Genomic DNA, 24,627 nt, shown 5'->3' on the forward strand with positions numbered 1-24,627 from the left:
AGCACGAGCCACGGGCGGTTCGCCACGTGTCACCGACGGATGGAAAGATAGGACCCATGAGTCAGCCAGGTGCCCCCGGTTCCCAGTTCGACGTCCGCGGAGCGGTCGACCTGTCGTCCCTCGGACGGCCGTCCGCCCCGCCGCCCGGTACGCCCGGCGGCGCTCCCGCCGCGGGCGGCTTCGTCGTCGACATCACCGACGAGATGTTCCCGTCGGTCGTGCAGCAGTCGGCCCAGGTCCCCGTGGTCGCGCTGCTCTGGCTGCCGACCGACGCGGAGAACGCCCGGCTCGCGACGACCCTCGGCACGCTCACGCAGGAGTACGCGGGCCGGTTCCTGCTCGCCCGCATCGACGCGTCGGCCTACCCGCAGATCGCCCAGGCGTTCCAGGTCCAGGGCTTCCCGACGGTCGTCGCGATCCTCGGGCAGCAGCCGGTGCCGCTGTTCCAGGGCGTCGCCGACGACGCGCAGATCCGCTCCGTCCTCGACGAGCTGCTCACCGCAGCCGAGCAGAACGGCGTCACCGGGGTCCTCGCGCCGCCGGAGGGACAGCAGCAGGTCCCGGCACCCGCCGCCGAGCCCGAGCCCGAGCTCCCGCCGCTGCACCGCAAGGCCTACGAGGCCATCGAGGCCGGCGACCTGGAGCTGGCGGTCGCCGCCTACGAGCAGGCGCTCCGCGAGGACCCGCGCGACCAGCTCGCCCCGGCAGGCCTGGCCCAGGCCCGACTCCTGCTGCGCACCCGCGACGCCGACCTCGCGGCTGTCCGCGCCGCCGCGGCCGAGCGTCCCACCGACGTCGAGGCCCAGCTCGCGGTCGCCGACATGGACATCGCCGGCGGCAAGGTCGAGGACGCGCTGGGACGGCTCATCGAGCTGGTCCCGGGGGCCGACGACAAGGACGTGCTCCGCAAGCGCCTCGTCGAGTACTTCGACCTGCTCGGACCGCAGGACCCGCGCGTCTCGCCGGCACGCCGCGCACTGACCAACGCGCTGTACTGACGCGCAGCACCGACGCACCGCCCGGTCTGACGGGCACGGCAGAGGGGACCACGGCTCACCGTGGTCCCCTCTGCCGTGCTGCCTGGCTGTCGCGCCGGCCGTCGGCCACCGGCCGCCCCGGAGGGCGACCGACGACCAGCGCCTCAGCGCTCGCTCAGCCCTCGGGCGTGAGGTACACCGCGCCGAGCGGCGGGACCTGCACCACCGCCGAGAACGGTCTCCCGGTCCACGGGACGTCCTCGGCGTGCACCGCACCGAGGTTGCCGACGCCCGAGCCGCCGTACGCCTCCGCGTCGGTGTTGAGCACCTCGCGCCAGCGACCGGCGCTGGGCAGCGGGACGCGGTAGTCGGCGTGCGCCGTCCCGGCGAAGTTCACCACCACGGCCACGACACCGCCGTCACGGTCGCGACGCAGGAACGAGAGCACGTTGTGGTCGGCGTCCGAGGCGTCGAGCCACTCGAAGCCCGCCGGGTCGTGGTCGAGCGCCCACAGCGCGGGGTGCTCGCGGTACACGGCGTTGAGGTCGCGGACCAGACGCTGGACCCCCGCGTGCGGCGCGTGGTCGAGCAGGTACCAGTCGAGGCTGCGGGACTCGGCCCACTCCGTGCCCTGCGCCAGCTCGTTGCCCATGAACGTGAGCTTCTTGCCCGGGTGCGCCCACTGGTACGCGAAGAGCGCGCGGACCCCGGCGAGCTGCTGCCAGTCGTCCCCGGGCATCTTGCGCAGCAGCGAGCCCTTGCCGTGCACGACCTCGTCGTGGCTGATGGGCAGGACGAACTGCTCCGAGTACGCGTACACGAGCGAGAACGTCGCCTCGTGGTGGTGGTACCGACGGTTCACGGGCTCCTCGGCCAGGTAGCGGAGGGTGTCGTTCATCCACCCCATGTTCCACTTGAGGCCGAAGCCGAGCCCGCCGCCGTCGGTCGGCGCCGTGACACCGGGCCACGCCGTCGACTCCTCGGCGATCATCATGATCCCTGGGGTGCGGCGGTACGCCGTCGCGTTGGTCTCCTGGAGGAAGGCGATCGCGTCGAGGTTCTCCCGCCCGCCGTGGGCGTTGGGGCGCCACTGCCCGGGCTCGCGCGAGTAGTCGAGGTAGAGCATCGACGCGACGGCGTCGACTCGCAGGGCGTCGACGTGGAACTCCTCGAGCCAGTAGGTCGCGTTCGCCACGAGGAAGTTGCGGACCTCGGGGCGGCCGAAGTTGAACACGTACGTGCCCCAGTCGGGCTGCTCGCCGAGCATCGGGTCCGGGTGCTCGTACAGCGGCGTCCCGTCGAAGCGGGCCAGCGCCCAGGAGTCCTTGGGGAAGTGCGCGGGGACCCAGTCGACGATCACGCCGATGCCGGCCTGGTGGAGCGAGTCCACGAGGAACCGCAGGTCGTCCGGGTGGCCGAACCGTGAGGTCGGCGCGTAGTAGGACGTCACCTGGTAGCCCCAGGAGCCGCCGAAGGGGTGCTCGGCGACGGGCATGAGCTCGACGTGCGTGAAGCCCGTCTCGACGACGTACTCGGTGAGCTGGGTCGCGAGCTCGCGGTAGCTCAGGCCCTGGCGCCACGAGCCGAGGTGCACCTCGTAGATGCTCAGCGGGCCGTCGTGCGGGTCGGTCGCTGCGCGGCGCTCGAGCCAGCCCGCGTCCTGCCACTCGTAGCCGGACTCGACGACCACCGACGCCGTGGCGGGCGGGACCTCGGTGCCCTTGGCCATCGGGTCGGCCTTCTGGTGCCACGAGCCGTCGGCCGAGAGGATCTCGAACTTGTAGCGTGCGCCGGCGACGACGTCGGGGACGAACAGCTCCCAGATGCCGGTCGAACCCAGGGAGCGCATCGGGTGGCCGGTGCCGGACCAGGTGTTGAAGTCCCCGACCACGCGGACCGCGCGGGCGTTGGGGGCCCAGACGGCGAAGGCGGTGCCGTGCACCTCTCCGATGACGCCGGGGAAGGTCTTCACCGTGGCACCGAGGACGGTCCAGAGCTCTTCGTGGCGTCCCTCGCGGACGAGGTGCTGGTCGAGCTCGCCGACGGTCGGCAGGAACCTGTAGGGGTCGTCCGCGACCGTGACGTCCTCGCCGTAGCGGGCGGACACCCGGTAGTCCGGGACCTGACCGTCGGCATCGGGGAGCACGGCGACCCAGACGCCGTCCTGCTCGTGCTCGGCGGCGACGCCGCCCAGCTGGGTGATGACCCGGACCTCGTCGGCGAGCGGGCGCACCACGCGGACGGTCACGGCCCCGGACGCGGGGTCGACGTGACCGCCCAGCACGCTGTGCGGGGCGAAGAAGGTGCCGTTCGCGACGGCCGCGAGGTCCTCCGGGGATGCGGGGACCCGGACAGGAGGGGCCGCCGGGGCTCCTCGCTGTCCCGTGGTCGTCGTCGGAGCCGGGGGTGTGGGGTCGGTCATAGTCCTACCATTCCATGGTCGGGGGCGAGGCGCAGCGACTGGCGCGCGCCTCGAGCACAGGGGAGGGGCGTCATGCCCGGCGACCGGCGGGTCCGGCGTCTGCCGAGGTGGCGGGCCTGGGGAGGGCGCCGAGGACGCGGTCGACGGCCCCGAGCGGGATCGAGATCCAGTCCGGGCGGTTGCGCTCCTCGTAGACCACCTCGTACAGGGCCTTGTCGAGCTCGAAGGCGTCGCGGATGAGCACCCGGTCGGCGAGCGACGGCGGACGCCCGAAGCCGAGGGCTCCGGGCACGCTGAGGTACCCGGTGTAGCCCTCGAGGAATGCACGGCGTGCTGCGCGCGCCCACTCCGACGAGGTCGCTCCGCCGACGGCCGAGGCGTAGTCGAAGGACCGGAGCATCCCGGCGACGTCGCGCTCGCCCAGGTCCGGACGGGTGCGCTCGGTGAGCGGGCGCAGCGGCTCGCCCTCGAAGTCGAGGATGCGCCAGCCCTTCTGCGGGCTGTAGAGCGCCTGACCCAGGTGCAGGTCGCCGTGGATCCGCTGGACGGGCGGCAGCGGGCGCCCCTGCCGGACCGCCTCCTCGGCGACGCCGCGCATGTGCTCGAGGAACGCGTCGATCTGGTCCACCCGTGAGCGGACCGCGCTGCTCGCACCTGCCGCGGAGCGCACCCGTCGCTGCATGGCGTCGAGCAGCCAGGCCGGGTCGGCCTCGTGCACCTCGGAGGCGAAGGCGCGACGCAGCGCGCTGTGCATCTGCGCGACCTGGGTCCCGAGCTCCCGGGCCGGGTTGGCGAAGGGCTGGCCCTCGCGGGCGAAGTCGCAGGCGAGCTCGAAGCCGTCGCGCGCCTGCGGGACGAGCTCGGCGAGCACCCCCGTGTGCGTGCTCCACCGCTGGGGGAGGGGTGCTGCGGTGCTCGTGCTCGCGTCTGAGCCCGTGCCGACGGACGTCGGGTCCTCCTCGACGGCGGTCTCGCTCCACGCGTAGGGCTCGGGCACGCCGGCCCACCCGGCCTGGACCAGGGCGAGCGGGACGACGATGTCGGGGTTCTGCCCGGGGGCGAGGGCGCGGATGACCTTGAGCATCGAGCCGCCGGCCACCGCCGGGAGCAGGACGGAGGTGTTGGACTGCTCGCCGGTGAGGACGTGCAGGCCGCGGACGTCGAGGCCGCCCGCGGAGTCGCGGGCCGCGGTCGCGGCCGGGCACCCGGACCACGAGGCCCGCTCGAGCCACGCGGTCACGAAGGCCGGGTGGTAGGCACCGTCGACCAGCCGCGCCCCGTCGTCGAGGACGGCGACGACGCCGCGTCCGTCGACCGTCGCCTGCGGGGTGCCGGCCGGCTCGAGGACGAGCGGCACCTGGAGCGTCATCGGGGAGGACGACGAGGTCCCGGGCACGCGCAGCAGGTCGACGACCGCGTGCGCACCGCGGTCGTCGACACCCAGGTCCGTCCGGGCGACGAGGGACACCGCCGTGGCGTCCGCCGTCGTGGGGAACCAGCGCCGGTCGGGCAGCCAGGCGCGCACCGCGTCGAGGACGTCGGGCGCGTCGAGCCGCTCGGTGGTCGTGGGTGCGGGTCGAGCGTCTGCCATGGGTGGGAACCTGCCGTCCTCGTCGTCGTGGACCGCGGCCACCGGTGGGTGGTCGCCGGGCTGGTTACGACGCCTCGAGGGTGTCCTCGGGTGCCGTGACGGCCAGCCAGTAGAAGTCGCGTGACCCCAAGGTGACCACGACGTCGGCGTCGGCGCTCGTCGAACCGAGCGACGCACCGCCGAACACGTCCGTGAGGTGCGCCCCGGCGTGCCCCGGGACCTTGATCCGGGCCGATCGTGCGGTCGACGCGAGGTTCGTCACGCAGAGGATCGTCTCGGCCTCCGTGACCCGCAGGAACGCGAGCACCGACTCGTTGTCCGCCTCGAGCGGCACGAAGGTGCCCGTGCCGAAGGCGGGGTGCTGCCGACGGACCTTGAGCATGCCGTGCACCCAGTGGAGCAGCGAGGTGGGCTGTGCCCACTGCGCCTCGACGTTGGTGTGCTGGTAGTTGTGCACCAGCGACTGGATGAGCGGCAGGTAGAGCTTGCCGGGGTCGGCCGTCGAGAACCCGGCGTTGCGGTCGGGGGTCCACTGCATCGGCGTGCGGACCGCGTCACGGTCCGGCAGCCAGATGTTGTCGCCCATCCCGATCTCGTCGCCGTAGTACAGGCACGGGCTGCCGGGGAGCGAGAGCAGGAGCGCGTGCGCCAGCTCGATCTCCTTGCGGGAGTTGTCGAGCAGCGGCGCCAGGCGGCGGCGGATACCCACGTTGGCCCGCATGCGCGGGTCGGGTGCGTACCACCCGTACATCGACGCGCGCTCCTCGGTCGAGACCATCTCGAGCGTGAGCTCGTCGTGGTTGCGCAGGAACGTGCCCCACTGCGCCCCCGCCGGGATGGCCGGGGTGTCGGCGAGGATGTCGATGATCGGCTTGGCCCGCTGGTCCTTGATCGAGTAGAAGATCCGCGGCATCACCGGGAAGTGGAAGCACATGTGGCACTCCGGCTCCTCCTCGGTGCCGTAGTACTCGACGACCTCTTCCGGCCACTGGTTCGCCTCGGCGAGCATGATCCGACCCGGGAACTCCGTGTCGATGACCTTGCGCACCGTGCGCAGGAACTCGTGGGTCGCCGGGAGGTTCTCGCAGTTGGTGCCCTCGTCCTCGAACAGGTAGGGCACGGCGTCGAGACGGAACCCGTCGACACCCACCTGGCACCAGAACCGTGCGACCTCGATCATCGCCTCGACGACCCGGGGGTTCTCGAAGTTGAGGTCGGGCTGGTGCGAGAAGAACCGGTGCCAGAAGTACTGCCGGCGCACGGGGTCGAAGGTCCAGTTGGACGTCTCGGTGTCCACGAAGATGATGCGGGCGTCCTGGTACTTCGTGTTCTCGTCGTTCCACACGTAGAAGTCGCCGTACGGGCCCTCGGGGTCCGAGCGCGACGACTGGAACCACGGGTGCTCGTCGCTCGTGTGGTTCATCACGAGGTCGATCACCACACGGATGCCGCGCTTGTGCGCCTCGTCGATGAGCTCGGTGAAGTCGGCCATCGCGCCGTACTGCGACGCGATCGCCGTGTAGTCGGCGACGTCGTACCCGCCGTCGCGCAGCGGCGAGGGGTAGAACGGCGGCAGCCACAGGCAGTCGATGCCGAGCCACTGGAGGTAGTCCAGCCGCTGGATGAGCCCGCGGATGTCCCCGGAGCCGGCGCCGGTCGAGTCGGAGAAGGCCCGGACGATCACCTCGTAGAACACGGCGGTCTTGAACCACTCCGGGTCGTCGGACAGGCCCGGGAAGCTGTGCTCGCCGTCGGGGGCGAGGTCGCTCGCACCGCCGCCGGGCGCGGTCGGCTGGCGCCGCGGCGGCAGAGCCCCGACGGGGATGGGCATGGTGGGCGGGTCGGTCGCGCGCGTCATAGCGGCCTCACGTCGATGATGTGGGCGCAGTTCGCCCAGGGGTCGAGCTGGACGTACGCCTGCGCGCCCCACGAGTAGGTCTCGCCGGTGAGCAGGTCGTGTGCCGCGAAGGCCGGGCCGGGCTCGGAGCCCAGGCCGAGGGCCTCGGTGTCGAACCAGACCATCGCCGAGCGGGTGCTGTGCGGGTCGAGGTTGAGCACCGTCACGACCGTGTCGGCCACGCCGGTGGGGGAGTGCTCGGCCGCGAGGTGCGACGAGAACGCGATGATCGAGTCGTCCGTCGTCGGGTGCACGGTGAGGTTGCGCAGCTGGCGCAGGGCCGGGTGCTCCCGACGGATCTCGTTGAGCCGGGTGAGGAGCGTCGAGATCCCGACCTCGGTGACCTGCGACCAGTCGCGGGGCTTGTACTCGTACTTCTCGTTGTCGACCTGCTCCTCGACGCCGGGGCGCGGGACCCGCTCGGCGAGCTCGTAGCCCGAGTAGATGCCCCAGGTCGGCGACGACGTCGCCGCGAGCACCGCGCGGATCGCGAAGCCTGCGACGCCACCCTGCTGGAGGTACGGCGGCAGGATGTCGTGGGTGGTCGGCCAGAAGCTGGGGCGCATGTACGAGCCCGACGGACCGGAGACCTCCTCGAGGTACTCGGTGATCTCCTCCTTGGTGTTCCGCCAGGTGAAGTACGTGTACGACTGGTGGAAGCCGATCTTGGCGAGGGTGTGCATCATCGCGGGCTTGGTGAAGGCCTCCGCGAGGAAGATGACCTCGGGGTGGTCCACACGGACCTCGGCGATGAGGCGCTCCCAGAACGGCAGCGGCTTGGTGTGCGGGTTGTCGACGCGGAACGCCGTCACCCCGTGGTCGACCCACACCCGGACGACGCGCAGGATCTCGAGGTAGATGCCCTCGGGGTCGTTGTCGAAGTTCAGGGGGTAGATGTCCTGGTACTTCTTCGGCGGGTTCTCGGCGTAGGCGATCGAGCCGTCGACGCGCGTCGTGAACCACTCCGGGTGCTCGGTGACCCACGGGTGGTCGGGGGAGCACTGGAGGGCGAGGTCGAGCGCGACCTCCATGCCCAGACCGCGCGACCGCGCCACGAAGGCGTCGAAGTCGTCGAAGGTCCCCAGGTCCGGGTGGATCGCGTCGTGCCCGCCGTCGGTGGAGCCGATCCCGTAGGGGGACCCGGGGTCGCCCGGCTGCGGGTCGAGGGTGTTGTTGCGGCCCTTGCGGTTGGTCGACCCGATGGGGTGGATCGGCGTGAGGTACACGACGTCGAAGCCCATCTCGGCGATCGCGGGGAGGCGCTCGGCGGCGGTGGTGAGCGTGCCCGAGGTCCAGGTGCCGGACGCCTCGTCGAGACGGGCCCCCTCGGACCGCGGGAAGAACTCGTACCAGCTCCCGGCCAGGGCCAGGGGGCGGTCCACCTGGAGCGGGTAGGCGCGGCTCGGCGAGACCATGTCGCGCAGCGGGGTGCGGTCGAGCGCGGCGTGCACCTCGGGTGCGGTCGCCGCGGCGAGCCGCGCCTCCGGCGGGCGGGTCGCGTCGCGCAGCGCCGTCACGGTGCCCTCGACGAGCCGGGCGTCCTCGGGCGAGAGCCCGGGCATCGCGGCGACCCGCTCGAACAGCGCGGCACCCTCGGCCAGCATGAGGTCCACGTCGACGCCGGCCTCGATCTTGACCGTCGCGTCGTGCTCCCACGTGCCGTACGGGTCCGACCAGCCCTCGACGTGCAGGGTCCAGTCGCCCTCGGACGTCGGCGCGAGCTCGGCGCGGAAGCGGTCCAGCCCGGGGGCGATGTCGACCATGCGCGCCTCGAGACGCTCGCCGGTCGGCGACACGAGGACCGCCGTGGCCGCGACGGCGTCGTGCCCCTCGCGGAACACGGTCGCCTCGACGGGGACGACCTCGCCGACGCTCGCCTTCGCGGGCCAGCGGCCCTCGGAGATCACGGGAGCCACGTCGACCACGGGGATGCGGCCGATCGGGTCCACGAGGGGGACCGCGACGGCGCGCGGCTCGGCGGCGGAGTGCCGACCGACGGGCGTGGGCGCGGTCTGGGGTGCCGGCTGTGCCGAGGGGGCCGGCTGTGCCGACAGGGCCGGAGGTGCTGGCGGTGCTGCGGCCGACGGCTGCGCCGGTGCGGCAGCCGGGCTGCTGGTGGTGTCGGGGGTGGCGGCCGGAGCGGGAGCAGGACTGGTTCGCGAGGACGGCTTCGCGCTGCGCTTGGAGGTCACCTGACGAACCTACCGACTCCCGGCCCGTCCGGACACTCAGGAGCGCACAATCGTCGTGCGGACCGGGACCGAAGCCCTGGTCGGGGGCCTCGGGACGTGCCTGCGGGGGGTGGACGGGATGCTGCACGCAGAATTTACCTGCGCACTGGTGACGGAGCGGGCGTCGGGTGGTTAGTGTCAGCCAGGTGAAAGCCATCCGCAGGTTCACCGTCCGCACCGTCCTCCCCGCCGCGCTCCAGGATCTCGACGAGCTCGCCCACAACCTCCGCTGGTCGTGGCACGGCCCGACCCGCGACCTGTTCGAGAGCCTCGACCCCGCGCTCTGGGCCTCGGTCAAGGCGGACCCGGTCGCTCTCCTGGGGGCGCTGAGCCCCGAGAAGCTCGCCGCGCTCGCGGGCGACGCGGAGCTCGTGGACCGCGTCCGCGCCGAGGCCGCAGGCCTGCGTACGTACCTCACGGAGCCGCGCTGGTACCAGGGCGCCGGTGACGACCTCCCGGCCGCGGTCGCGTACTTCTCCCCGGAGTTCGGCATCACCAAGGTCCTGCCGCAGTACTCCGGTGGCCTCGGGATCCTCGCGGGCGACCACCTCAAGAGCGCCTCCGACCTCGGTGTGCCGATCGTCGGTGTCGGCCTGCTCTACGGCGCGGGCTACTTCGTCCAGTCGCTGACCCGCGACGGGTGGCAGGTCGAGGACTACCCGCTGCTCGACCCCGACGGCATGCCCATCACGCTGGTCCGCGAGGACGACGGCACGCCCGCGACCGTCTCGATCGCTCTGCCCGCCGGCCGGACCCTGCACGCCCACGTGTGGATGGCCGCCGTGGGCCGGGTGCCGCTCCTGCTGCTGGACTCGAACATCCCCGACAACGACGACCTCGCCCGCAAGGTCACCGACCGCCTGTACGGCGGCGGTGGCGAGCACCGCCTCCAGCAGGAGCTGCTGCTCGGCGTCGGCGGCGTCCGCGCGCTGCGCCTGTGGTCGCGCCTCACCGGCGCGCCGGAGCCCGAGGTCTACCACACCAACGAGGGGCACGCGGGGTTCCTCGGTGTCGAGCGCGTGGCCGAGCTCGTCGCGCAGCACGGCCTCGGTGTCGACGAGGCGCTCGAGGCCGTCCGCTCCGCGACGGTCTTCACCACGCACACCCCCGTGCCGGCCGGCATCGACCGCTTTGGCGTCGACACCATCAGCCAGTACTTCGGCGGGGACAACGAGATCGCGGGCGTGCCGCTCGACCGCATCCTCGCCCTCGGGGCCGAGGACTACGAGGGCGGCGACCCGACCGTCTTCAACATGGCTGTCATGGGCCTGCGCCTGGGTGGCCGGGCGAACGGCGTCTCGCTGCTGCACGGCGAGGTGTCGCGCGGCATGTTCAACGGTCTGTGGCCGGGCTTCGACGGCTCCGAGGTGCCGATCAGCTCGATCACCAACGGCGTGCACGCCCCGACCTGGGTCGACCGTCGCGTGAGCGAGCTCGCCGAGAGCCGATTCACCCCCGCCGAGCTCGAGGGGGCGACCGGCTGGCTGAACCCGGACGCGATCTCCGACGCGGAGCTGTGGGCCGTGCGCCGCGAGCTGCGCGCGCAGACCGTCGAGGACGCCCGCGCCCGGCTGCGCAAGTCGTGGCGCAAGCGCGGCGCGAGCCCCGCCGAGCTCGGCTGGGTGGACGAGGCGCTCTCGCCCGACGTCCTCACGATCGGCTTCGCCCGTCGTGTCCCGACGTACAAGCGGCTCACGCTCATGCTGCGCGACCCCGACCGTCTCCGCGCGCTCCTGCTCGACCCCGAGCGCCCGGTCCAGCTGATCATCGCGGGGAAGTCGCACCCCGCCGACGACCAGGGCAAGCGCCTCATCCAGCAGCTCGTGAAGTTCACCGACGACCCCGCGGTGCGCCACCGCATCGTCTTCCTGCCGAACTACGACATCGGCATGGCCCAGACGCTGTACCCGGGCTGCGACGTGTGGCTCAACAACCCGCTGCGCCCGCTCGAGGCCTGCGGGACGTCGGGCATGAAGGCCGCCCTCAACGGCGGGCTCAACCTGTCGATCCTCGACGGCTGGTGGGACGAGTGGTTCGACGGCGAGAACGGCTGGGCCATCCCGACGGCCGACGGCGTCGAGGACGCGGACCGGCGCGACGACCTCGAGGCCGCCGCGCTCTACGACCTCATCGAGTCGCAGGTCGCCCAGCGCTTCTACGACCGCGGTGAGGACGGCACCCCGCAGCACTGGCTGCAGCAGGTCCGTCACACCCTCGCGACCCTCGGCCCGAAGGTCCAGGCGACCCGCATGGTCGAGGACTACGTCCGACGGCTCTACGCACCCGCCGCCGTCGCCGGCCGGGCGCTGCACGGCTCCGGGTACGCCGGCGCCAAGGACCTCGCCGGCTGGAAGGCGACGGTCCGGTCCGACTGGTCGCAGGTCCGCGTGGACCACGTCGAGTCCGCAGGGCTCGGGGAGTCCCCGCAGGTGGGCGACCGCCTCGCCGTGCGCGCCTACGTCTCGCTCGGCGCGCTGTCGCCGTCGGACGTCGACGTGCAGGTGGTCCACGGCAAGGTCTCCGAGTCGGACGAGATGTCGTCCTTCGAGACGCAGTCGCTCGAGGTGACGGAGACCTACGAGAACGGCCGGTTCGCCTTCGGCGGCGAGGTCGTCCTCGACTTCTCCGGGGCCTTCGGCTACACCGTGCGCATCGTCCCGCGCCACACGGGCCTCGCCAACGTCGCCGAGCTCGGCCTCGTCGCCAACGCCTGACCGCCCCACCACACCCGCACCACCCCCGCACCACCCGTCAGATCCTCATGCTCGTGGCGCGACGGCTCGACGCTCCCCGGAGTGTCCCGCCATCGCGCCACGAGCATGAGAAGGGGGTGCGAGACTGGGGGATGTCTTCTTTCGCGCTCGTCGAGCTGACTCCGGACAACCTGCCTGCTGCTGCCGCGCTGCGGGTCGCGCCGGGGCAGGAGGGGTTCGTGGCGACGGTGCTCGAGTCCGTGGCCGAGGCGTACGTGAACCCGCCGGCCTGGCCGCGCGTCGTGCTGCGCGACGGCGAGGTCGTGGGCTTCGTCATGGCGAGCTTCGACCCGGACAACGAGATCGAGGAGCTCCGCGCCGGCGTCTGGAGGCTCCTGGTGGGGGCCTCGGCGCAGCGCTCGGGCGTCGGGCGCTTCGCCGTCGAGCAGGTGGCCGACGAGGCCCGACGGCGTGGTCTCGACCGCATCACGGTCCTGTGGGAGCGCGGCGAGGGCGGGCCCGAGGGCTTCTACCTGCGTCTCGGCTTCGAGCCGACCGGCGTCGAGCTCTTCGGCGAGGTCGTCGGCGCGCTCGACATCTGACCTGGCGCCCTGAGACCTGCACCCGGCTACGGCTGCGCCAGCGCCTTGGCCATCCAGTGGTCGGCGTACCGGGCGTCGCTGAAGGGCTCGACGTCGACGAACCCCAGGCGCTGGTACAGCGACCGGGCCTGCGTGAGGTCGCCGCGCACGTCGAGCCGCAGCGTGCGCACCCCGGCCGCGGCCGCGAGGACCTCCAGACGTCCGACGAGCTCGCCACCCAGCCGGCGCCCCCGCTGGCTCGGCGCCACGTAGACCCGGGTGAGGTCGGCGTCACCGTCCCCGGCGTGGCGCACCCCGCCGCAGGCGACGGGCACCCCGGCCGACGACGCGACGAGCAGCAGCCCCGTCTCGCCCTGGAGGTCGTCGCTCGGCTCGTCCGCCATCGCCGCGGCGACCTCGTCGGGCAGCGCCGGCCGCCCCCAGTACCGTCCGACGATGTCGTCGAAGTACTCGGTGAGGACCCGCCGGGCCGCGTCGGAGCCGGGGGAGACGACCTCCCACACCAGCCCGCCCTCCGTGACGGCCGTCGCCGCGGACGACGCCCCGGCCTTCTCGGAGCCGGTCACGCGCGGTCCTCGTAGGCGAGGTAGACCTGCATGCTCAGCGGCTCGAGGTGCACCTCGGTCCCGGCGGCGACGTCGTGCGGCGCCCCCGCGACCGTGAGCTCGCGCTCGTCGGGCCGCTCCCACGCCGAGTCCCAGGCGAGCGTCCACGCGCGGGTGCTGTTGCCGCGGCCCGCCAGGGTCACGTGCACGTCGTCGAGCGTGCCGTTGAGCACCAGCAGCACGTGCGAGTCGTCGACCTCCTCGGCGTCGTGGCCGCGGCGCTCGCGGCGCAGCATCTGCACGATCCGGGTGCTGGTGTCGTGCCACTGCTCGTGGGACACGGGCGACGCCGCGGCGTCGTACCAGGCGAGGTCCGGCTGCCCCGGCTCGTCGTCGGGCTGCGGGTGCCCGAGGAAGAACCCGTCGACCCGCAGCGCGAGGTGCTCCCGGCGCAGACGGAGCAGGTGCCGGGTGGTCTCGAGCAGGTCCTCGCGCCACGGGTCGAGGTCCCACCGGGTCCACGAGATCTCGCCGTCCTGGCAGTACGCGTTGTTGTTCCCGCGCTGGGTGCGGCCGATCTCGTCGCCGGCCGTGATCATCGGCGTGCCGGCAGACAGCAGGAGCATCCCCATGAGGTTGCGGATGGACCGTCGCCGCAGCGGGGCGATCTCCATGCCGAGCGAGTCGCTCGGCACCGGACCTTCGAGGCCGTGGTTCCACGACCGGTTGTCGTCGCTGCCGTCGCGACCGTCCTCGCCGTTGGCCTGGTTGTGCTTGTGGTCGTAGGCCACGAGGTCGGCCATGGTGAAGCCGTCGTGCGCGGTGACGTAGTTGACCGACGCGATCGCGCCGCGGACCAGCGGCGGGTCCGAGTGCCCGAAGAGGTCGGCCGAGCCGGCCAGCCGGGTCGCGAGCTCGCGGATGCCGTGCCCGCCACGACCGTGCGCGGCAGCCGCCGGGTCGGAGAGCCAGAACGACCGCGTCGCGTTGCGGAACCTGTCGTTCCACTCGGCCATCGGCGCGGGGAAGCCCCCCGTCTGCCACCCGCCCATCCCGACGTCCCACGGCTCGGCCACGAGCTTGAGCTGGTTGATCACCGGGTCGGTCTGCAGCCCGACGAGGAACGGGTGGGTGGACGTGAACCCCGCGCCGTCGCGCCCGAGGGTGACGGCGAGGTCGAAGCGGAAGCCGTCGACCCCCACCTCCTGCGCCCAGTACCGCAGCGAGTCGAGCGCCATCTGGACCACGCGCGGACGCCGGAAGTCGAGCGAGTTGCCGCATCCGGTGTGGTCGACAAGCCGCGCCGGGCTGCCACCGTCGTGCACGTAGTAGACGCTGTTGTCCAGGCCCCGCCAGCTGAGGTGCTGCCCGGGGGCCCCGCCCTCGCAGGTGTGGTTGTAGACGACGTCGAGGAGCACCTCGAGGCCGGCCTCGTGCAGCAGGTGCACCATGCCCTTGACCTCGTCGAGGACGGCTCCCGGCCCGGCAGCCTGCGCAGCCGCGGTCGCGTAGGCGGCGTGCGGGGCGAAGAACCCGATGGTGTTGTAGCCCCAGTAGTTGGTCAGCCCCTTGGTCGCGAGGTGCGGCTCCGGCACGGAGGCGTGGATCGGGAGCAGCTCGACGGTGGTGATCCCGAGGTCCTTGAGGTGCGCGACGGTCGCCGGGTGGGCGAGCCCTGCGTAGGTGCCGCGCAGCTCCTCGGGCAGCGCCTCGAGGTTCTTGGTCAGACCGCGCACGTGCGCCTCGTAGATCACGGTGTCCCGCCACGGCACCTGCGGCCGGCGCACCGGCGGGTGGTGGTGGCGGGGGCCGACGACCACGGAGTGCGGCACCGAGCCGAGCGAGTCGCGGTCGTCGGCCGGGCCGTAGGGGTCGCCCACCACGTGCCGCCCGAGCATGGGGGTCCGGGTGCGGGGGACACCGGGCAGGGCGACGAGGTCGGTCCCCGGTGCCGTGCTCGCGGAGCCGGCGGTGCCCGCCGCGCGTGCGGTGGCCGCGTCGCCGGTGGCCCCTGCGGGAGCCGGACCGCCTGCCGCTCCCGAGGCGTCGGCCGCTCCCGACACGTCCGAGGCGCTCGCGGACGGCACGACGTCCTCGAGCCGCGTCACGTGGCCGTAGGTCTCCGGACCGAGGTCGAGGTCGCCGAGCAGGCCGCGGGCGTAGGGGTCGACGAGCAGCTTGGCGGGGTTGTGGCGCAGCCCGGCGGCCGGGTCCCACGGTCCGTGCGTGCGGAACCCGTAGCGCTGGCCCTCGTGCACGCCCGGGACGTAGCCGTGCCAGACGCCGTAGGCCTGCTCGGTGAGCCGGACGCGACGCTCGGTGAACCGCGGCTCGACGCCCGGGGCGGTGTGCACCACGTCGATCAGGCACAGGTCGACGGCGGTGGCGTGCGACGCGAGCACGGAGACCCGCACCCCACCCCCGTCGAGGTGGACGCCGAACGGGGGGACCGGACCGTGGACGGAGGCGGCTCGTGTGTCGCTCATGACCCTATTCTGGCCCGTCGCAGACCTTCTCCGGACCGACGGCACGGGACGGTCACGGCCCGGCACCGTTGTAGGCTGCAACCGGATCACTGCGATGGAAGAGAGAGCTGCGCTATGAGGATCGTCGTCCCGGTGAAGCACGTCCCGGACATCCACTCGGACCGGGGTCTGACCCCGGCGGGCCGGGTCAGGCGCGGCGCCGACGACGGCACGCTCAACGAGCTGGACGAGAACGCCGTCGAGGCCGCGCTGCAGATCGTCGAGGCCCTCGACGAGTCCGAGCGCGCCACGAGCGAGGTCGTCGCCCTCACGGTCGGCCCGGTCGAGGCCGACGCCGCGCTCCGCAAGGCCTTCCAGCTCGGGGTCGGCAGCGCGTACCGCCTCGGCGACGACGCGCTCGCCGGCTCGGACGTGTTCGGCACCGCCGCGGCCGTGGCCGCCGCCGTCCGGACCCTCGATGCGCAGGCACCGGTCGACCTCGTCATCACCGGGATGGCCGCGCTCGACGGGCTCGGGTCCGTCGTGACCAGCCTCGTCGCCGCCGAGCTCGGCCTGCCGCAGCTCACCCTCGCCTCGCGGCTGACCGTCGAGCACGGACAGGTCGAGATCGAGCGCGACCTCGAGGGCTTCACCGAGGTCCTCACCGCGCCGCTGCCCGCGGTCGTCTCCGTGACCGACCACGTGAACACCCCGCGGTACCCCAACTTCAAGCTCATCATGGCGGCCCGGACCAAGGAGATCACCGTCCTGAGCCTCGGCGACGTGGGCCTGGCCCCGGACGCCGTGGGTGAGGCGGCCGCCCGCAGCCGCGTCGTCGAGAGCGCCCCGCGCCCGCCGCGGCCCGAGGTCGAGCTCGTCACCGACAAGGGCGAGGGCGGGCTCGCGCTCGCCGAGTACCTCATCCGCAACGACCTCGTCTGACCGAGCGAACGGACCGACCATGACTGCCTCCCCCCGAACCGTCCTCGTGCTGCTCGACACCCCGGCCGACGGCCTCCGCTCGCCGGCCCGCGAGCTGCTGACCCTCGCCCGCTCCCTGGGCGACGTCACCGCGCTGGCCCTCGAGGCCCCGTCCGAGACGACGCTCGCCGACGCCGCGTCCTACGGCGCCGGCACGGTGCTCGTGGTCGACCTGCCCGGTGACGCCTCCGTCGGCGCCCGGCTGGCCCCGGTCGCTGCCGAGGCCCTCGCCGCGGCTGCCGACCGCACGGGCGCGGACCTCGTGCTGCTCACCTCGTCCTTCGTCAACCGCGAGATCGGCGCGCTCGCGGCACGGACCCTCGGGGCGGGCTTCGTCTACGACACCTCGGGGATCTCCCTCACCGAGTCCGGCGTGGTCGGCTCCAAGCGCGTCTTCGCCGGGACCTGGGACGTCGAGTGCGCCCCGACCACCCCGCGCGCGGTCCTCACCCTCCGCTCGAACTCGGTCGTCGCGCAGCCCGTCGCCGAGCCGGTCGTCCCCGGGGTCGAGCACCTCGCGGTCGAGCCGACCGCTGCGGCGACCGCCGCGGTGCTCGTGTCCCGCACCGCCCACGCGACGGCGGCGGACCAGAGCGGACGCCCGGCCCTCGCCGAGGCCTCGGCCGTGGTGGCCGGTGGCCGGGGGACCCTCGGTGACTTCGGCCCGGTCGAGGACCTGGCGGACGCGCTCGGTGCCGCGGTCGGCGCCACCCGTGACGCGGTCGACGAGGGCTGGGTCGAGCACGACGCCCAGATCGGCCAGACGGGCGTGACGATCGCCCCGCGCGTCTACGTCGGCGCAGGGATCTCCGGCGCCCCGCACCACCGTGGTGGCATGCAGGCCTCGGGCGTGGTCGTCGCCGTCAACAACGACCCGGACTCGCCGATCTTCGAGATCGCCGACTTCGGCGTCGTGGGCGACCTGGCCGAGGTGCTCCCGCAGGCCGCCGCCGCGATCCGCGCGCACAAGGCCACCCAGGGCTGAGCCCGCCCCCACGGTCGGGTCCCTCGGGGCGCGCGGGACGCGGCAGCCTGACCCGGGCGCTCGTCACAGTCCCCGCGGATCGCGCGGGCGGCAGCGGCTCGTAGACTGGTCGACTGTGAATCCTCACCGTTCCGCGTACCTCGACCACGCGGCGACGACTCCCATGTCGCCTGCCGCGATCGAGGCGTACGCGCAGCAGATGGCGCTCGTCGGCAACCCGTCGTCGCTGCACTCGGCCGGCCGCGCCGCCCGCCGCGTCGTCGAGGAGGCCCGCGAGACCCTCGCCGCCTCCCTCGGCGCCCGGCCGAGCGAGGTCGTCTTCACCGGTGGGGGCACCGAGGCGGACAACCTCGCGATCAAGGGCCTCTTCTGGGCGCGCCGCGTCAACCACCCGGAGCGGCGACGCATCCTCGTCTCCGCGGTCGAGCACCACGCCGTGCTCGACCCGGCGTTCTGGATGGCCGAGCACGCCGGGGCAGAGATCGTGCTCCTCGCCGTCGACTCCCGGGGTGTGCTCGACGTCGACGCGCTGCGGGCCGAGCTCGCGGCGCACGCCGACGAGGTCGCGCTGATCTCCGTGATGTGGGCCAACAACGAGGTCGGGACGGTCCAGCCGGTCGACGACGTGGTCGCCGCCGCACGCACGTACGGCATCCCCGTGCACTCCGACGCCGTCCAGGCCGTCGGTCACGTCCCGGTCGACTTCGCGGCGAGCGGGCTCGACGCCCTCACCCTCACCGCCCACAAGCTCGGGGGACCGGTCGGTGTCGGCGCGCTGCTCGTCCGCCGCGCGCTCGACGTCACCCCGGTGCTGCACGGGGGAGGGCAGGAGCGCGGGATCCGGTCCGGCACGCTCGACACCGCGGGCATCCGTGCCTTCGCGGTCGCCGTCGCCGAGTCCGTCGCGGCGCGCGAGAACGCCGCCCCGCGCCTGGCCGCGCTGCGCGACCGCCTCGTCGCCGGGGTCCTCGCCGCCGTCCCGTCGGCGACGCTGCGCGGACCGGACCCGGTGGCCGAGGCCACGCTCCGGCTGCCCGGCAACGCGCACCTGACCTTCGCCGGGTGCGAGGGCGACTCGCTCCTGTACCTGCTCGACTCCGCCGGGGTGCAGTCCTCGACGGGCTCGGCCTGCCAGGCCGGCGTCCCGCAGCCGTCGCACGTGCTGCTCGCGCTCGGCATCGACGAGGACGACGCCCGCGGCGCCCTCCGCTTCTCCTTCGGCGCGACGTCGACGGAGAGCGACGTGGACCTCCTGCTCGAGGTCCTCCCCGACGTCGTCGCACGGGCGACGTCCGCAGGACTCGCGTCCGTCGGCACGCGACGTCACCGCAGCGATCGAGAGGTGAGCTCATGAAGGTCCTCGCAGCCATGTCCGGCGGGGTGGACTCGGCGGTCGCCGCGGCGCGCATCGTCGACGCGGGCCACGAGGTGGTCGGCGTGCACATGGCGCTGTCCCGCAACCGCAACCAGTTCCGCGAGGGCTCGCGCGGGTGCTGCTCGATCGAGGACGCGGGCGACGCACGTCGGGCCGCCGACGTGCTCGGCATCCCGTACTACGTGTGGGACCTCTCCGAGAAGTTCGAGGACACCGTCGTGGCCGACTTCCTCTCGGAGTACGCAGCAGGCCGCACCCCGAACCCGTGCGTGCGGTGCAACGAGCACATCAAGTTCGAGGCGCTCCTCGACAAGGCGACCGCGCTCGGTTTCGACGCGGTCGCGACGGGCCACTACGCCCAGGTGATCACCTCGACACGACCCGACGGGAGCGAGCTGCGCGAGCTGCACCGCTCGCCGAACACGGCGAAGGACCAGTCGTACGTCCTCGCCGTCATGGGGCCGGAGCGCCTGCGCCGCGCCATGTTCCCGCTCGGGGCCTTCGAGTCCAAGGACGCGGTGCGCGCCGAGGCCGCCGCACGTGGGCTGAGCGTGTCGGCCAAGCCCGACTCCTACGACATCTGCTTCGTCGCCGACGGCGACACCAAGGGGTTCCTCCAGGAGCGCCTCGGGACCAAGACCGGCGACATCGTCGACGTCGACGGCACCGTCCTCGGCGAGCACGAGGGTGCCTACGCGTACACCGTCGGGCAGCGCAAGGGCCTGGCCATCGGGCGCCCGGCGGCTGACGGCAAGGCCCGGTACGTCCTCGACATCCAGCCGGTGTCCAACACCGTGGTCGTCGGGCCGGCCGAGATGCTCTCGGTCGACCGGATCACCGGTGACCAGAGCGTCTGGCTCGCCGACGACGTCCTCGCCGCGCACGGAGCCGAGACCGGCTCCACGGCCGCGGCTCCCTCGGGCTGGATCGACGCCGAGGTCCAGGTGCGGGCGCACGGTGAGCCTGTCCCGGCCCGCGTGCGTGCCGTGCCCGACGCCTCGGGCGCCACGGGCGGCATGGAGGTCGAGCTCGTCGGCGCGACGCTCCGCGGCGTCGCCGCGGGCCAGTCGCTCGTGGCCTACCTCGGCACCCGCGTCCTCGGGCAGTCGACGGTCGTGGCCTCCACGCGCGCCGGACGCGCCGAGACGCAGCCGGCCCAGCAGACCCAGCCCGCCACGCAGCCGGCACGCTCCGCGTGACCGGGGCCAGCGGACCGGGTGTCTGGCCCGGGACGGACCCCCTCGAGTCGCTGCTGACCATCCTCGGCGACCTCTCCGCCGCGCCCACCGGCGTCACCGGCCTGCCCTTCTTCACGCAGCTCCCCGGGCGCGGCCCCGGCTCGGAGCCGATCGCGCGCACCGCCCTGCTGCTCCCCGAGATGCCGGTCGAGCTCGGCCCGCACGGGTGGAGGCTCGCCGACCACCCGGGCGTCGACGCGAACCGCGCCGAGGCCTTCCTCCGGGAGGACCTCGACGCCCTCGCGATCGCCGGCGCCGGGTACTCCGGGCCGCTCACCGTCCAGGTGGTCGGGCCGTGGACCCTCGCCGCGACGCTGTACCTCGCCCGGGGTGACCGGGTGCTCTCCGACCTCGGAGCCGTCCACGCGCTGGTCGGCGCCCTCGCGGAAGGCATCGCCGAGCACCTCGCGGCGGTCCGCGCGCAGGCACCCGGCGCCGAGCTCACCGTCCAGGTCGACGAGTCGCTCCTCGGGCAGGTCTCGGCCGGCGTGGTCCCCAGCTTCTCCGGGTACTCACGCCTGCGGGCGGTCCGCGGCCCCGAGATCCTCGAGGGCATCGAGCCGGTGGTCCACGCCGTCCGTGCCGCGGGTGCGCGCTCGGTGGTGCACGTCGGCCAGGTCTGGGACGCGGTCCCGCCCGTCGTGCTCTCGGGCGCCGACGCCGTCGGCCTCGAGGTCGCCTCCGTCGCGGACGGCGCCTGGGACCCGCGCGGCTGGGAGCTGCTGGCCCGGGCCGTCGAGCGTGGCACGCAGCTGTGGGCCGGGCTCCCGCCCGCCACGGTGTCGCAGTGCGCGGGCGCGGACGTCCGAGGTCTCGCGGACCTCGTGAGCGTCCCCTGGCGTCGCATGGGCCTGCCGGCCGACGGCCTCGCCGACGTGGTGCTCACCTCTTCGGGCAGCGCCGCGACGTGGACCGAGGACCGGACCCCTGACCGCGCCCGGGGTGCCCTCGGCACGGTGGTCCGCGCGGCGGAGATCCTCGCCGAGCGCGCCGGTGGCTAGCGGCCGCCGCCTCTTCGCCGACACCACCCCGCTGCGCGAGTCGCCGGCATTCCGGCGCCTGTGGTGGGGCCTGGGCATCTCGAACCTCGGCGCTCAGCTCACCGTGGTCGCGGTCGGCCTCCAGGTCTACTCGCTCACCTCGTCGACCTTCGCCGTCGGGGTGCTCGGCATCTGCGCGCTCGTCCCGCTCGTGCTGCTCGGGCTGTACGGCGGCGCGCTCGTCGACGCCTACGACCGCCGCAAGGTCGCGCTCTCGGCCTCGGTGGTGCTGTGGGTCGTGACGATGCTGCTCGCCGCGCAGGCGTGGCTCGACGTCGGGTCGGTCGGGCTGCTCTACGGGCTCGTCGCGCTCCAGTCGGCGGCCTTCGCGGTGAACAACCCGGCACGGTCGGCCATCATCCCCCGGCTGCTGCGCCCTGCGCTGCTGCCGGCAGCCAACACCCTCATGACCATCACCTGGAACGTCGCCCTCACGGTGGGGCCGCTCGTCGCGGCGCTCGTCGTGAGCCGGTGGGGCTTCGGCATCGTCTACACGGTCGACGTGCTCTGCTTCACCGCGGCCCTGTGGGCGCTGGTCCAGCTGCCCGGCATGCCGCCCGAGCCGTCCCACGCCGGCGACGGCGGGGACGGCGCCGAGGGCGCGGACGACCCCCGGGCCGGGGCCAAGGACGCCGCGCGCCGCCGGGTCGGGCTGTCGTCGGTCCTCGAGGGCCTGCGCTACCTGGCGACACGGCCGAACGTCCGGATGACCTTCCTCGTCGACCTCGTCGCGATGGTGCTCGCCATGCCCCGCGTGCTGTTCCCCGCCATCGGCGTGGTGATCCTCGGCGGGGGAGCGGCGACGACCGGCGCGCTCACCGCGGCGCTCGCCGTGGGCGGGCTGCTCGCCGGGCTGTTCTCGGGCGGGCTCACCCGCGTGCACCGGCAGGGCGTCGTCATCGCGTGGGCCATCGTCGCCTGGGGGCTGTCGGTCGCGGGCTTCGGCGTCGTGCTCGTGCTCGCCGGCCGGACCACCCCGGACCACGTGCTGGTGGTCGCCCTCGTGGCGGCGCTCGTCATGCTCGCGCTGTGCGGGGCGTCCGACGCGATCAGCTCGGTGTTCCGCCAGACGATCCTGCAGTCCGCGACCCCCGACGACATGCGTGGCCGCCTGCAGGGCGTGTTCATCGTGGTGGTCGCCGGCGGTCCGCGGCTCGGCGACCTCGCCCTCGGTGCGCAGTCGTCCTGGTGGGGCGAGGGCTGGGCCGCCGTGGTCGGAGGCCTCCTCTGCGTCGTGGTCCTCGCGCTCCTGCTCCGCTGGCAGCCCCGCCTCCTCGCCTACGACTCCCGCCACCCCGAGCCCTGACCTCCCACCATGAGGGACGGGGCGCGACGGCGAGGTACTCCGGGGAGTACCTCGCCGTCGCGCCCCGTCCCTCGAGGAGGCAGAGCAGGGGTCAGGCCAGGCGCTCCCAGAGGAACCTGTAGGCCAGGGCCTGCATGAACGAGGCCTGCTCGTTGTTCGCAGCGCCGCCGTGGCCGCCCTCGATGTTCTCGTAGTACGTCACGTCCTTGCCCGCCTCGACCATCGCGGCGGCGAGCTTGCGGGCGTGACCCGGGTGCACGCGGTCGTCGCGCGTCGACGTCGTGAAGAGCACCGGCGGGTACTCACGGTCGGCGTCGAACAGGTGGTACGGCGAGAAGGTCTGGATGAACTCCCACTGCTCGGGGTCGTCCGGGTCCCCGTACTCCGCCATCCACGACGCACCGGCGAGCAGGTGCGAGTACCGCTTCATGTCGAGCAGCGGCACCTGCACCACCACGGCACCGAAGAGCTCCGGGTGCTGGGTGAGCATGTTGCCGGTGAGCAGCCCGCCGTTCGAGCCGCCCTGCACGCCGAGGTGCGCGCGCGAGGTGACGCCGCGCTCGACGAGGTCCTTCGCGACCGACGAGAAGTCCTCGTACGCCCGGTGCCGGTTCTCCTGCAGGGCGAGCTGGTGCCAGCGCGGCCCGTACTCGCCGCCGCCGCGGATGTTCGCGACGACGTACACGCCGCCCTGCTCCAGCCACGCCCGGCCCAGCCCGCCCGAGTAGCCGGGGGTCAGCGAGATCTCGAAACCGCCGTAGCCGTAGAGCAGCGTGGGCGCGGTGCCGTCGAGCGCGAGGTCCTCGCGGCGCACCAGGAAGTACGGCACCTTGGTGCCATCGTCCGAGGTCGCGAAGTGCTGCTCGACGGTCAGCCCGGACGCGTCGAAGAACACCGGCATCGACTTGAGCAGCTCGGGCTCCTGCCCGACCGTCGCGATCGAGAGGGTGGTGGGCGTGAGGTAGTCCGTCGCGACCAGCCACACGTCGTCCGACGCGTCGGAGTCCACGGCGCGGACCGAGACGGTCCCGATGCTCGGTGCGCCGAGCATGTCGCTGTGCGCCCACGACCCCGCGCCGTCGGCCGGCGGGGTGAGCACGTGCAGGCGGTTCTTCACGTCGTCGAGGACGTTGAGCACCAGGTGGCTCTTGGTCCACGTCGCCCCGGCGAGCGAGGTCGAGCCGTCGGGCTCGAAGAGGACCGTGAGGTCCCGGCCGCCCGCGAGGAAGTCGTCGAAGCCCGTCGCGAGCAGGGAGCCCGAGCGGTACGTGGTGCCCTCGACGGTCCAGTCGTCACGGAGCTCGACGAGCAGCCACTCGCGCTTGAACCCGACCTCGGCCGAGTCCGGCACGTCGACCTTGGTGAGCGAGTCGTCGGCCGCGAGGACGTAGAGCTCGTTGCTGTAGAAGGCCAGGGCACGCGCCACGAAGTCGCGGACGAAGCCCGGGGTGTGGCTGCGGAAGGCCGAGATGTACATGTCGTCGGCCCGGCCCTCGTAGAGGACCGTCGCGTCCTCGAGCGGGGTGCCACGGTGCCAGCGCCGGGCGACCCGCGGGTACCCGGACGACGTCATCGAGCCCTCGCCGGTGTCGGTGAACACGTAGACGGTGTCGTCGTCGACCCAGGCGAGGTCACCCTTGGACTCCGGGCGGTAGAACCCGCCGTCCTCCGGGCTGACGAACTCCTTGGTCGCGAGGTCGAGCTCACGCGTGACGTCGGCGTCGGAGCCTCCGCGGGACAGGCTCACCAGGGCCTTGCGGTATGCGGGGCGCAGGATGCTCGCACCGTGCCACACCCAGCTCTCGCCCTCGGACTCGGCGAGCGCGTCGACGTCGAGGACGGTCTCCCACTCCGGCTCGGCCGTCCGGTACGACTCGAGCGTCGTGCGGCGCCAGAGCCCGCGCACGTGCTCCGAGTCCTTCCAGAAGTTGTAGAGGTGGTCGCCGACCTGCGACACGTCGGGGATCTTCGCGTCCGAGTCGAGGACCGCCCGGAGCGCGGCCTGCGTGCTCGCGAACTCCTCGGTCGCGGCGAGGGTGCTCGTGGTCTCCGCGTTGCGCTCCCGGACCCAGGCCAGGGCGTCGTCGCCCTCGACCTCCTCGAGCCACAGGCGCGGGTCGTCGGCGGTGGCCTCGGGGGCCTTCGTCCCAGTGGTCGTCCCAGTGTTCTCAGCAGTCATCGGACCACCCTACGGGCAGCGGCTGGCCGCTCGCCCGCGGGCGGGGCCGGCGTGCTCACCGAGGGGACCGGTCGCTCGCGCACGCCGCGACCAGGACGTC

The 24,627-nt window shown here is 73.2% G+C and carries 16 protein-coding genes; 9 read left to right on the forward strand and 7 right to left on the reverse strand.

What is annotated here, in order from left to right:
• Window positions 1–56: 56 nt before the first annotated feature.
• Window positions 57–998 (forward strand): tetratricopeptide repeat protein, encoded by a 942-nt coding sequence (locus tag SKED_RS05040; RefSeq protein ID WP_012866048.1) that lies wholly within the window; start codon window positions 57–59, stop codon window positions 996–998.
• A 154-nt stretch (window positions 999–1,152) separates the two neighbouring features.
• On the opposite strand, the gene glgB is transcribed toward SKED_RS05040, so the two are convergent.
• The 4 genes from glgB to SKED_RS05060 form a co-directional block, all read right to left on the reverse strand.
• On the reverse strand, window positions 1,153–3,399 hold the full coding sequence (glgB, locus tag SKED_RS05045; RefSeq protein WP_012866049.1) for a 1,4-alpha-glucan branching protein GlgB: 2,247 nt from the start codon (window positions 3,397–3,399) through the stop codon (window positions 1,153–1,155).
• Between the two features lie 70 nt (window positions 3,400–3,469).
• On the reverse strand, window positions 3,470–4,990 hold the full coding sequence (locus SKED_RS05050; protein WP_042438661.1) for a maltokinase N-terminal cap-like domain-containing protein: 1,521 nt from the start codon (window positions 4,988–4,990) through the stop codon (window positions 3,470–3,472).
• Window positions 4,991–5,054: 64 nt separating this feature from the next.
• Window positions 5,055–6,848, reverse strand: a complete 1,794-nt coding sequence (gene treS / locus SKED_RS05055; protein WP_245534608.1) for a maltose alpha-D-glucosyltransferase — start codon at window positions 6,846–6,848, stop codon at window positions 5,055–5,057.
• A complete protein-coding gene (locus tag SKED_RS05060) occupies window positions 6,845–8,836 on the reverse strand; it encodes an alpha-1,4-glucan--maltose-1-phosphate maltosyltransferase (RefSeq protein WP_012866052.1) in 1,992 nt (663 codons plus the stop codon). The genes treS and SKED_RS05060 overlap by 4 nt, the downstream gene beginning before the upstream one ends.
• A 428-nt stretch (window positions 8,837–9,264) precedes the next feature.
• Between SKED_RS05060 and glgP the strand changes: the two genes are divergently transcribed.
• Both glgP and SKED_RS05075 read left to right on the forward strand, forming a co-directional pair.
• Window positions 9,265–11,832 carry an alpha-glucan family phosphorylase gene (gene glgP / locus SKED_RS05070; protein ID WP_012866055.1) on the forward strand — a complete coding sequence of 856 codons (2,568 nt, stop codon included), beginning with the start codon at window positions 9,265–9,267 and terminating at the stop codon, window positions 11,830–11,832.
• A gap of 131 nt (window positions 11,833–11,963) precedes the next feature.
• Window positions 11,964–12,413, forward strand: a complete 450-nt coding sequence (locus SKED_RS05075; RefSeq protein ID WP_012866056.1) for a GNAT family N-acetyltransferase — start codon at window positions 11,964–11,966, stop codon at window positions 12,411–12,413.
• Window positions 12,414–12,439: 26 nt separating this feature from the next.
• On the opposite strand, the gene SKED_RS05080 is transcribed toward SKED_RS05075, so the two are convergent.
• Both SKED_RS05080 and glgX read right to left on the reverse strand, forming a co-directional pair.
• Window positions 12,440–12,979 carry a GNAT family N-acetyltransferase gene (locus SKED_RS05080; protein ID WP_012866057.1) on the reverse strand — a complete coding sequence of 180 codons (540 nt, stop codon included), beginning with the start codon at window positions 12,977–12,979 and terminating at the stop codon, window positions 12,440–12,442.
• Window positions 12,976–15,444, reverse strand: coding sequence for a glycogen debranching protein GlgX (gene glgX, locus SKED_RS05085; RefSeq protein WP_012866058.1), 2,469 nt, complete (start codon window positions 15,442–15,444; stop codon window positions 12,976–12,978). Before glgX ends, SKED_RS05080 begins: the two co-directional genes overlap by 4 nt.
• Before the next feature lie 114 nt (window positions 15,445–15,558).
• Here glgX and SKED_RS05090 point away from each other — a divergent pair, with 114 nt between their 5' ends.
• The 6 genes from SKED_RS05090 (at window position 15,559) to SKED_RS05115 (ending at window position 22,348) form a co-directional block, all read left to right on the forward strand.
• Complete coding sequence (locus SKED_RS05090) at window positions 15,559–16,365, forward strand: electron transfer flavoprotein subunit beta/FixA family protein (RefSeq protein ID WP_012866059.1); 807 nt, start codon at window positions 15,559–15,561, stop codon at window positions 16,363–16,365.
• 19 nt (window positions 16,366–16,384) lie between these two features.
• Window positions 16,385–17,389: an electron transfer flavoprotein subunit alpha/FixB family protein gene (locus SKED_RS05095; protein ID WP_012866060.1), complete on the forward strand. Its 1,005-nt coding sequence runs from the start codon at window positions 16,385–16,387 to the stop codon at window positions 17,387–17,389.
• Window positions 17,390–17,504: 115 nt separating this feature from the next.
• Window positions 17,505–18,743, forward strand: coding sequence for a cysteine desulfurase family protein (locus SKED_RS05100; RefSeq protein WP_012866061.1), 1,239 nt, complete (start codon window positions 17,505–17,507; stop codon window positions 18,741–18,743).
• Window positions 18,740–19,963, forward strand: coding sequence for a tRNA 2-thiouridine(34) synthase MnmA (gene mnmA, locus SKED_RS05105; RefSeq protein ID WP_012866062.1), 1,224 nt, complete (start codon window positions 18,740–18,742; stop codon window positions 19,961–19,963). The genes SKED_RS05100 and mnmA overlap by 4 nt, the downstream gene beginning before the upstream one ends.
• Window positions 19,960–21,003: a uroporphyrinogen decarboxylase/cobalamine-independent methonine synthase family protein gene (locus tag SKED_RS05110; protein WP_012866063.1), complete on the forward strand. Its 1,044-nt coding sequence runs from the start codon at window positions 19,960–19,962 to the stop codon at window positions 21,001–21,003. The genes mnmA and SKED_RS05110 overlap by 4 nt, the downstream gene beginning before the upstream one ends.
• Window positions 20,996–22,348 (forward strand): MFS transporter, encoded by a 1,353-nt coding sequence (locus tag SKED_RS05115; RefSeq protein WP_012866064.1) that lies wholly within the window; start codon window positions 20,996–20,998, stop codon window positions 22,346–22,348. The genes SKED_RS05110 and SKED_RS05115 overlap by 8 nt, the downstream gene beginning before the upstream one ends.
• A gap of 91 nt (window positions 22,349–22,439) precedes the next feature.
• Here the strand turns inward: SKED_RS05115 and SKED_RS05120 are convergent, their stop codons facing one another.
• Window positions 22,440–24,527: a prolyl oligopeptidase family serine peptidase gene (locus SKED_RS05120; protein ID WP_012866065.1), complete on the reverse strand. Its 2,088-nt coding sequence runs from the start codon at window positions 24,525–24,527 to the stop codon at window positions 22,440–22,442.
• Window positions 24,528–24,627: the final 100 nt, after the last annotated feature.

Origin of the sequence: Sanguibacter keddieii DSM 10542 (genome assembly GCF_000024925.1) — a bacterium.
GTDB lineage: Bacteria > Actinomycetota > Actinomycetes > Actinomycetales > Cellulomonadaceae > Sanguibacter > Sanguibacter keddieii.

Bases quoted from the DNA above. Each gene is read 5' to 3' on its own strand.
- SKED_RS05040 (WP_012866048.1), top strand. From the start codon at position 57: ATGAGTCAGCCAGGTGCCCCCGGTTCCCAGTTCGACGTCCGCGGAGCG.
- glgB (WP_012866049.1), bottom strand. From the start codon at position 3,399: ATGACCGACCCCACACCCCCGGCTCCGACGACGACCACGGGACAGCGA.
- SKED_RS05050 (WP_042438661.1), bottom strand. From the start codon at position 4,990: ATGGCAGACGCTCGACCCGCACCCACGACCACCGAGCGGCTCGACGCG.
- treS (WP_245534608.1), bottom strand. From the start codon at position 6,848: ATGACGCGCGCGACCGACCCGCCCACCATGCCCATCCCCGTCGGGGCT.
- SKED_RS05075 (WP_012866056.1), top strand. From the start codon at position 11,964: ATGTCTTCTTTCGCGCTCGTCGAGCTGACTCCGGACAACCTGCCTGCT.
- glgX (WP_012866058.1), bottom strand. From the start codon at position 15,444: ATGAGCGACACACGAGCCGCCTCCGTCCACGGTCCGGTCCCCCCGTTC.
- SKED_RS05090 (WP_012866059.1), top strand. From the start codon at position 15,559: ATGAGGATCGTCGTCCCGGTGAAGCACGTCCCGGACATCCACTCGGAC.
- SKED_RS05095 (WP_012866060.1), top strand. From the start codon at position 16,385: ATGACTGCCTCCCCCCGAACCGTCCTCGTGCTGCTCGACACCCCGGCC.
- mnmA (WP_012866062.1), top strand. From the start codon at position 18,740: ATGAAGGTCCTCGCAGCCATGTCCGGCGGGGTGGACTCGGCGGTCGCC.
- SKED_RS05120 (WP_012866065.1), bottom strand. From the start codon at position 24,527: ATGACTGCTGAGAACACTGGGACGACCACTGGGACGAAGGCCCCCGAG.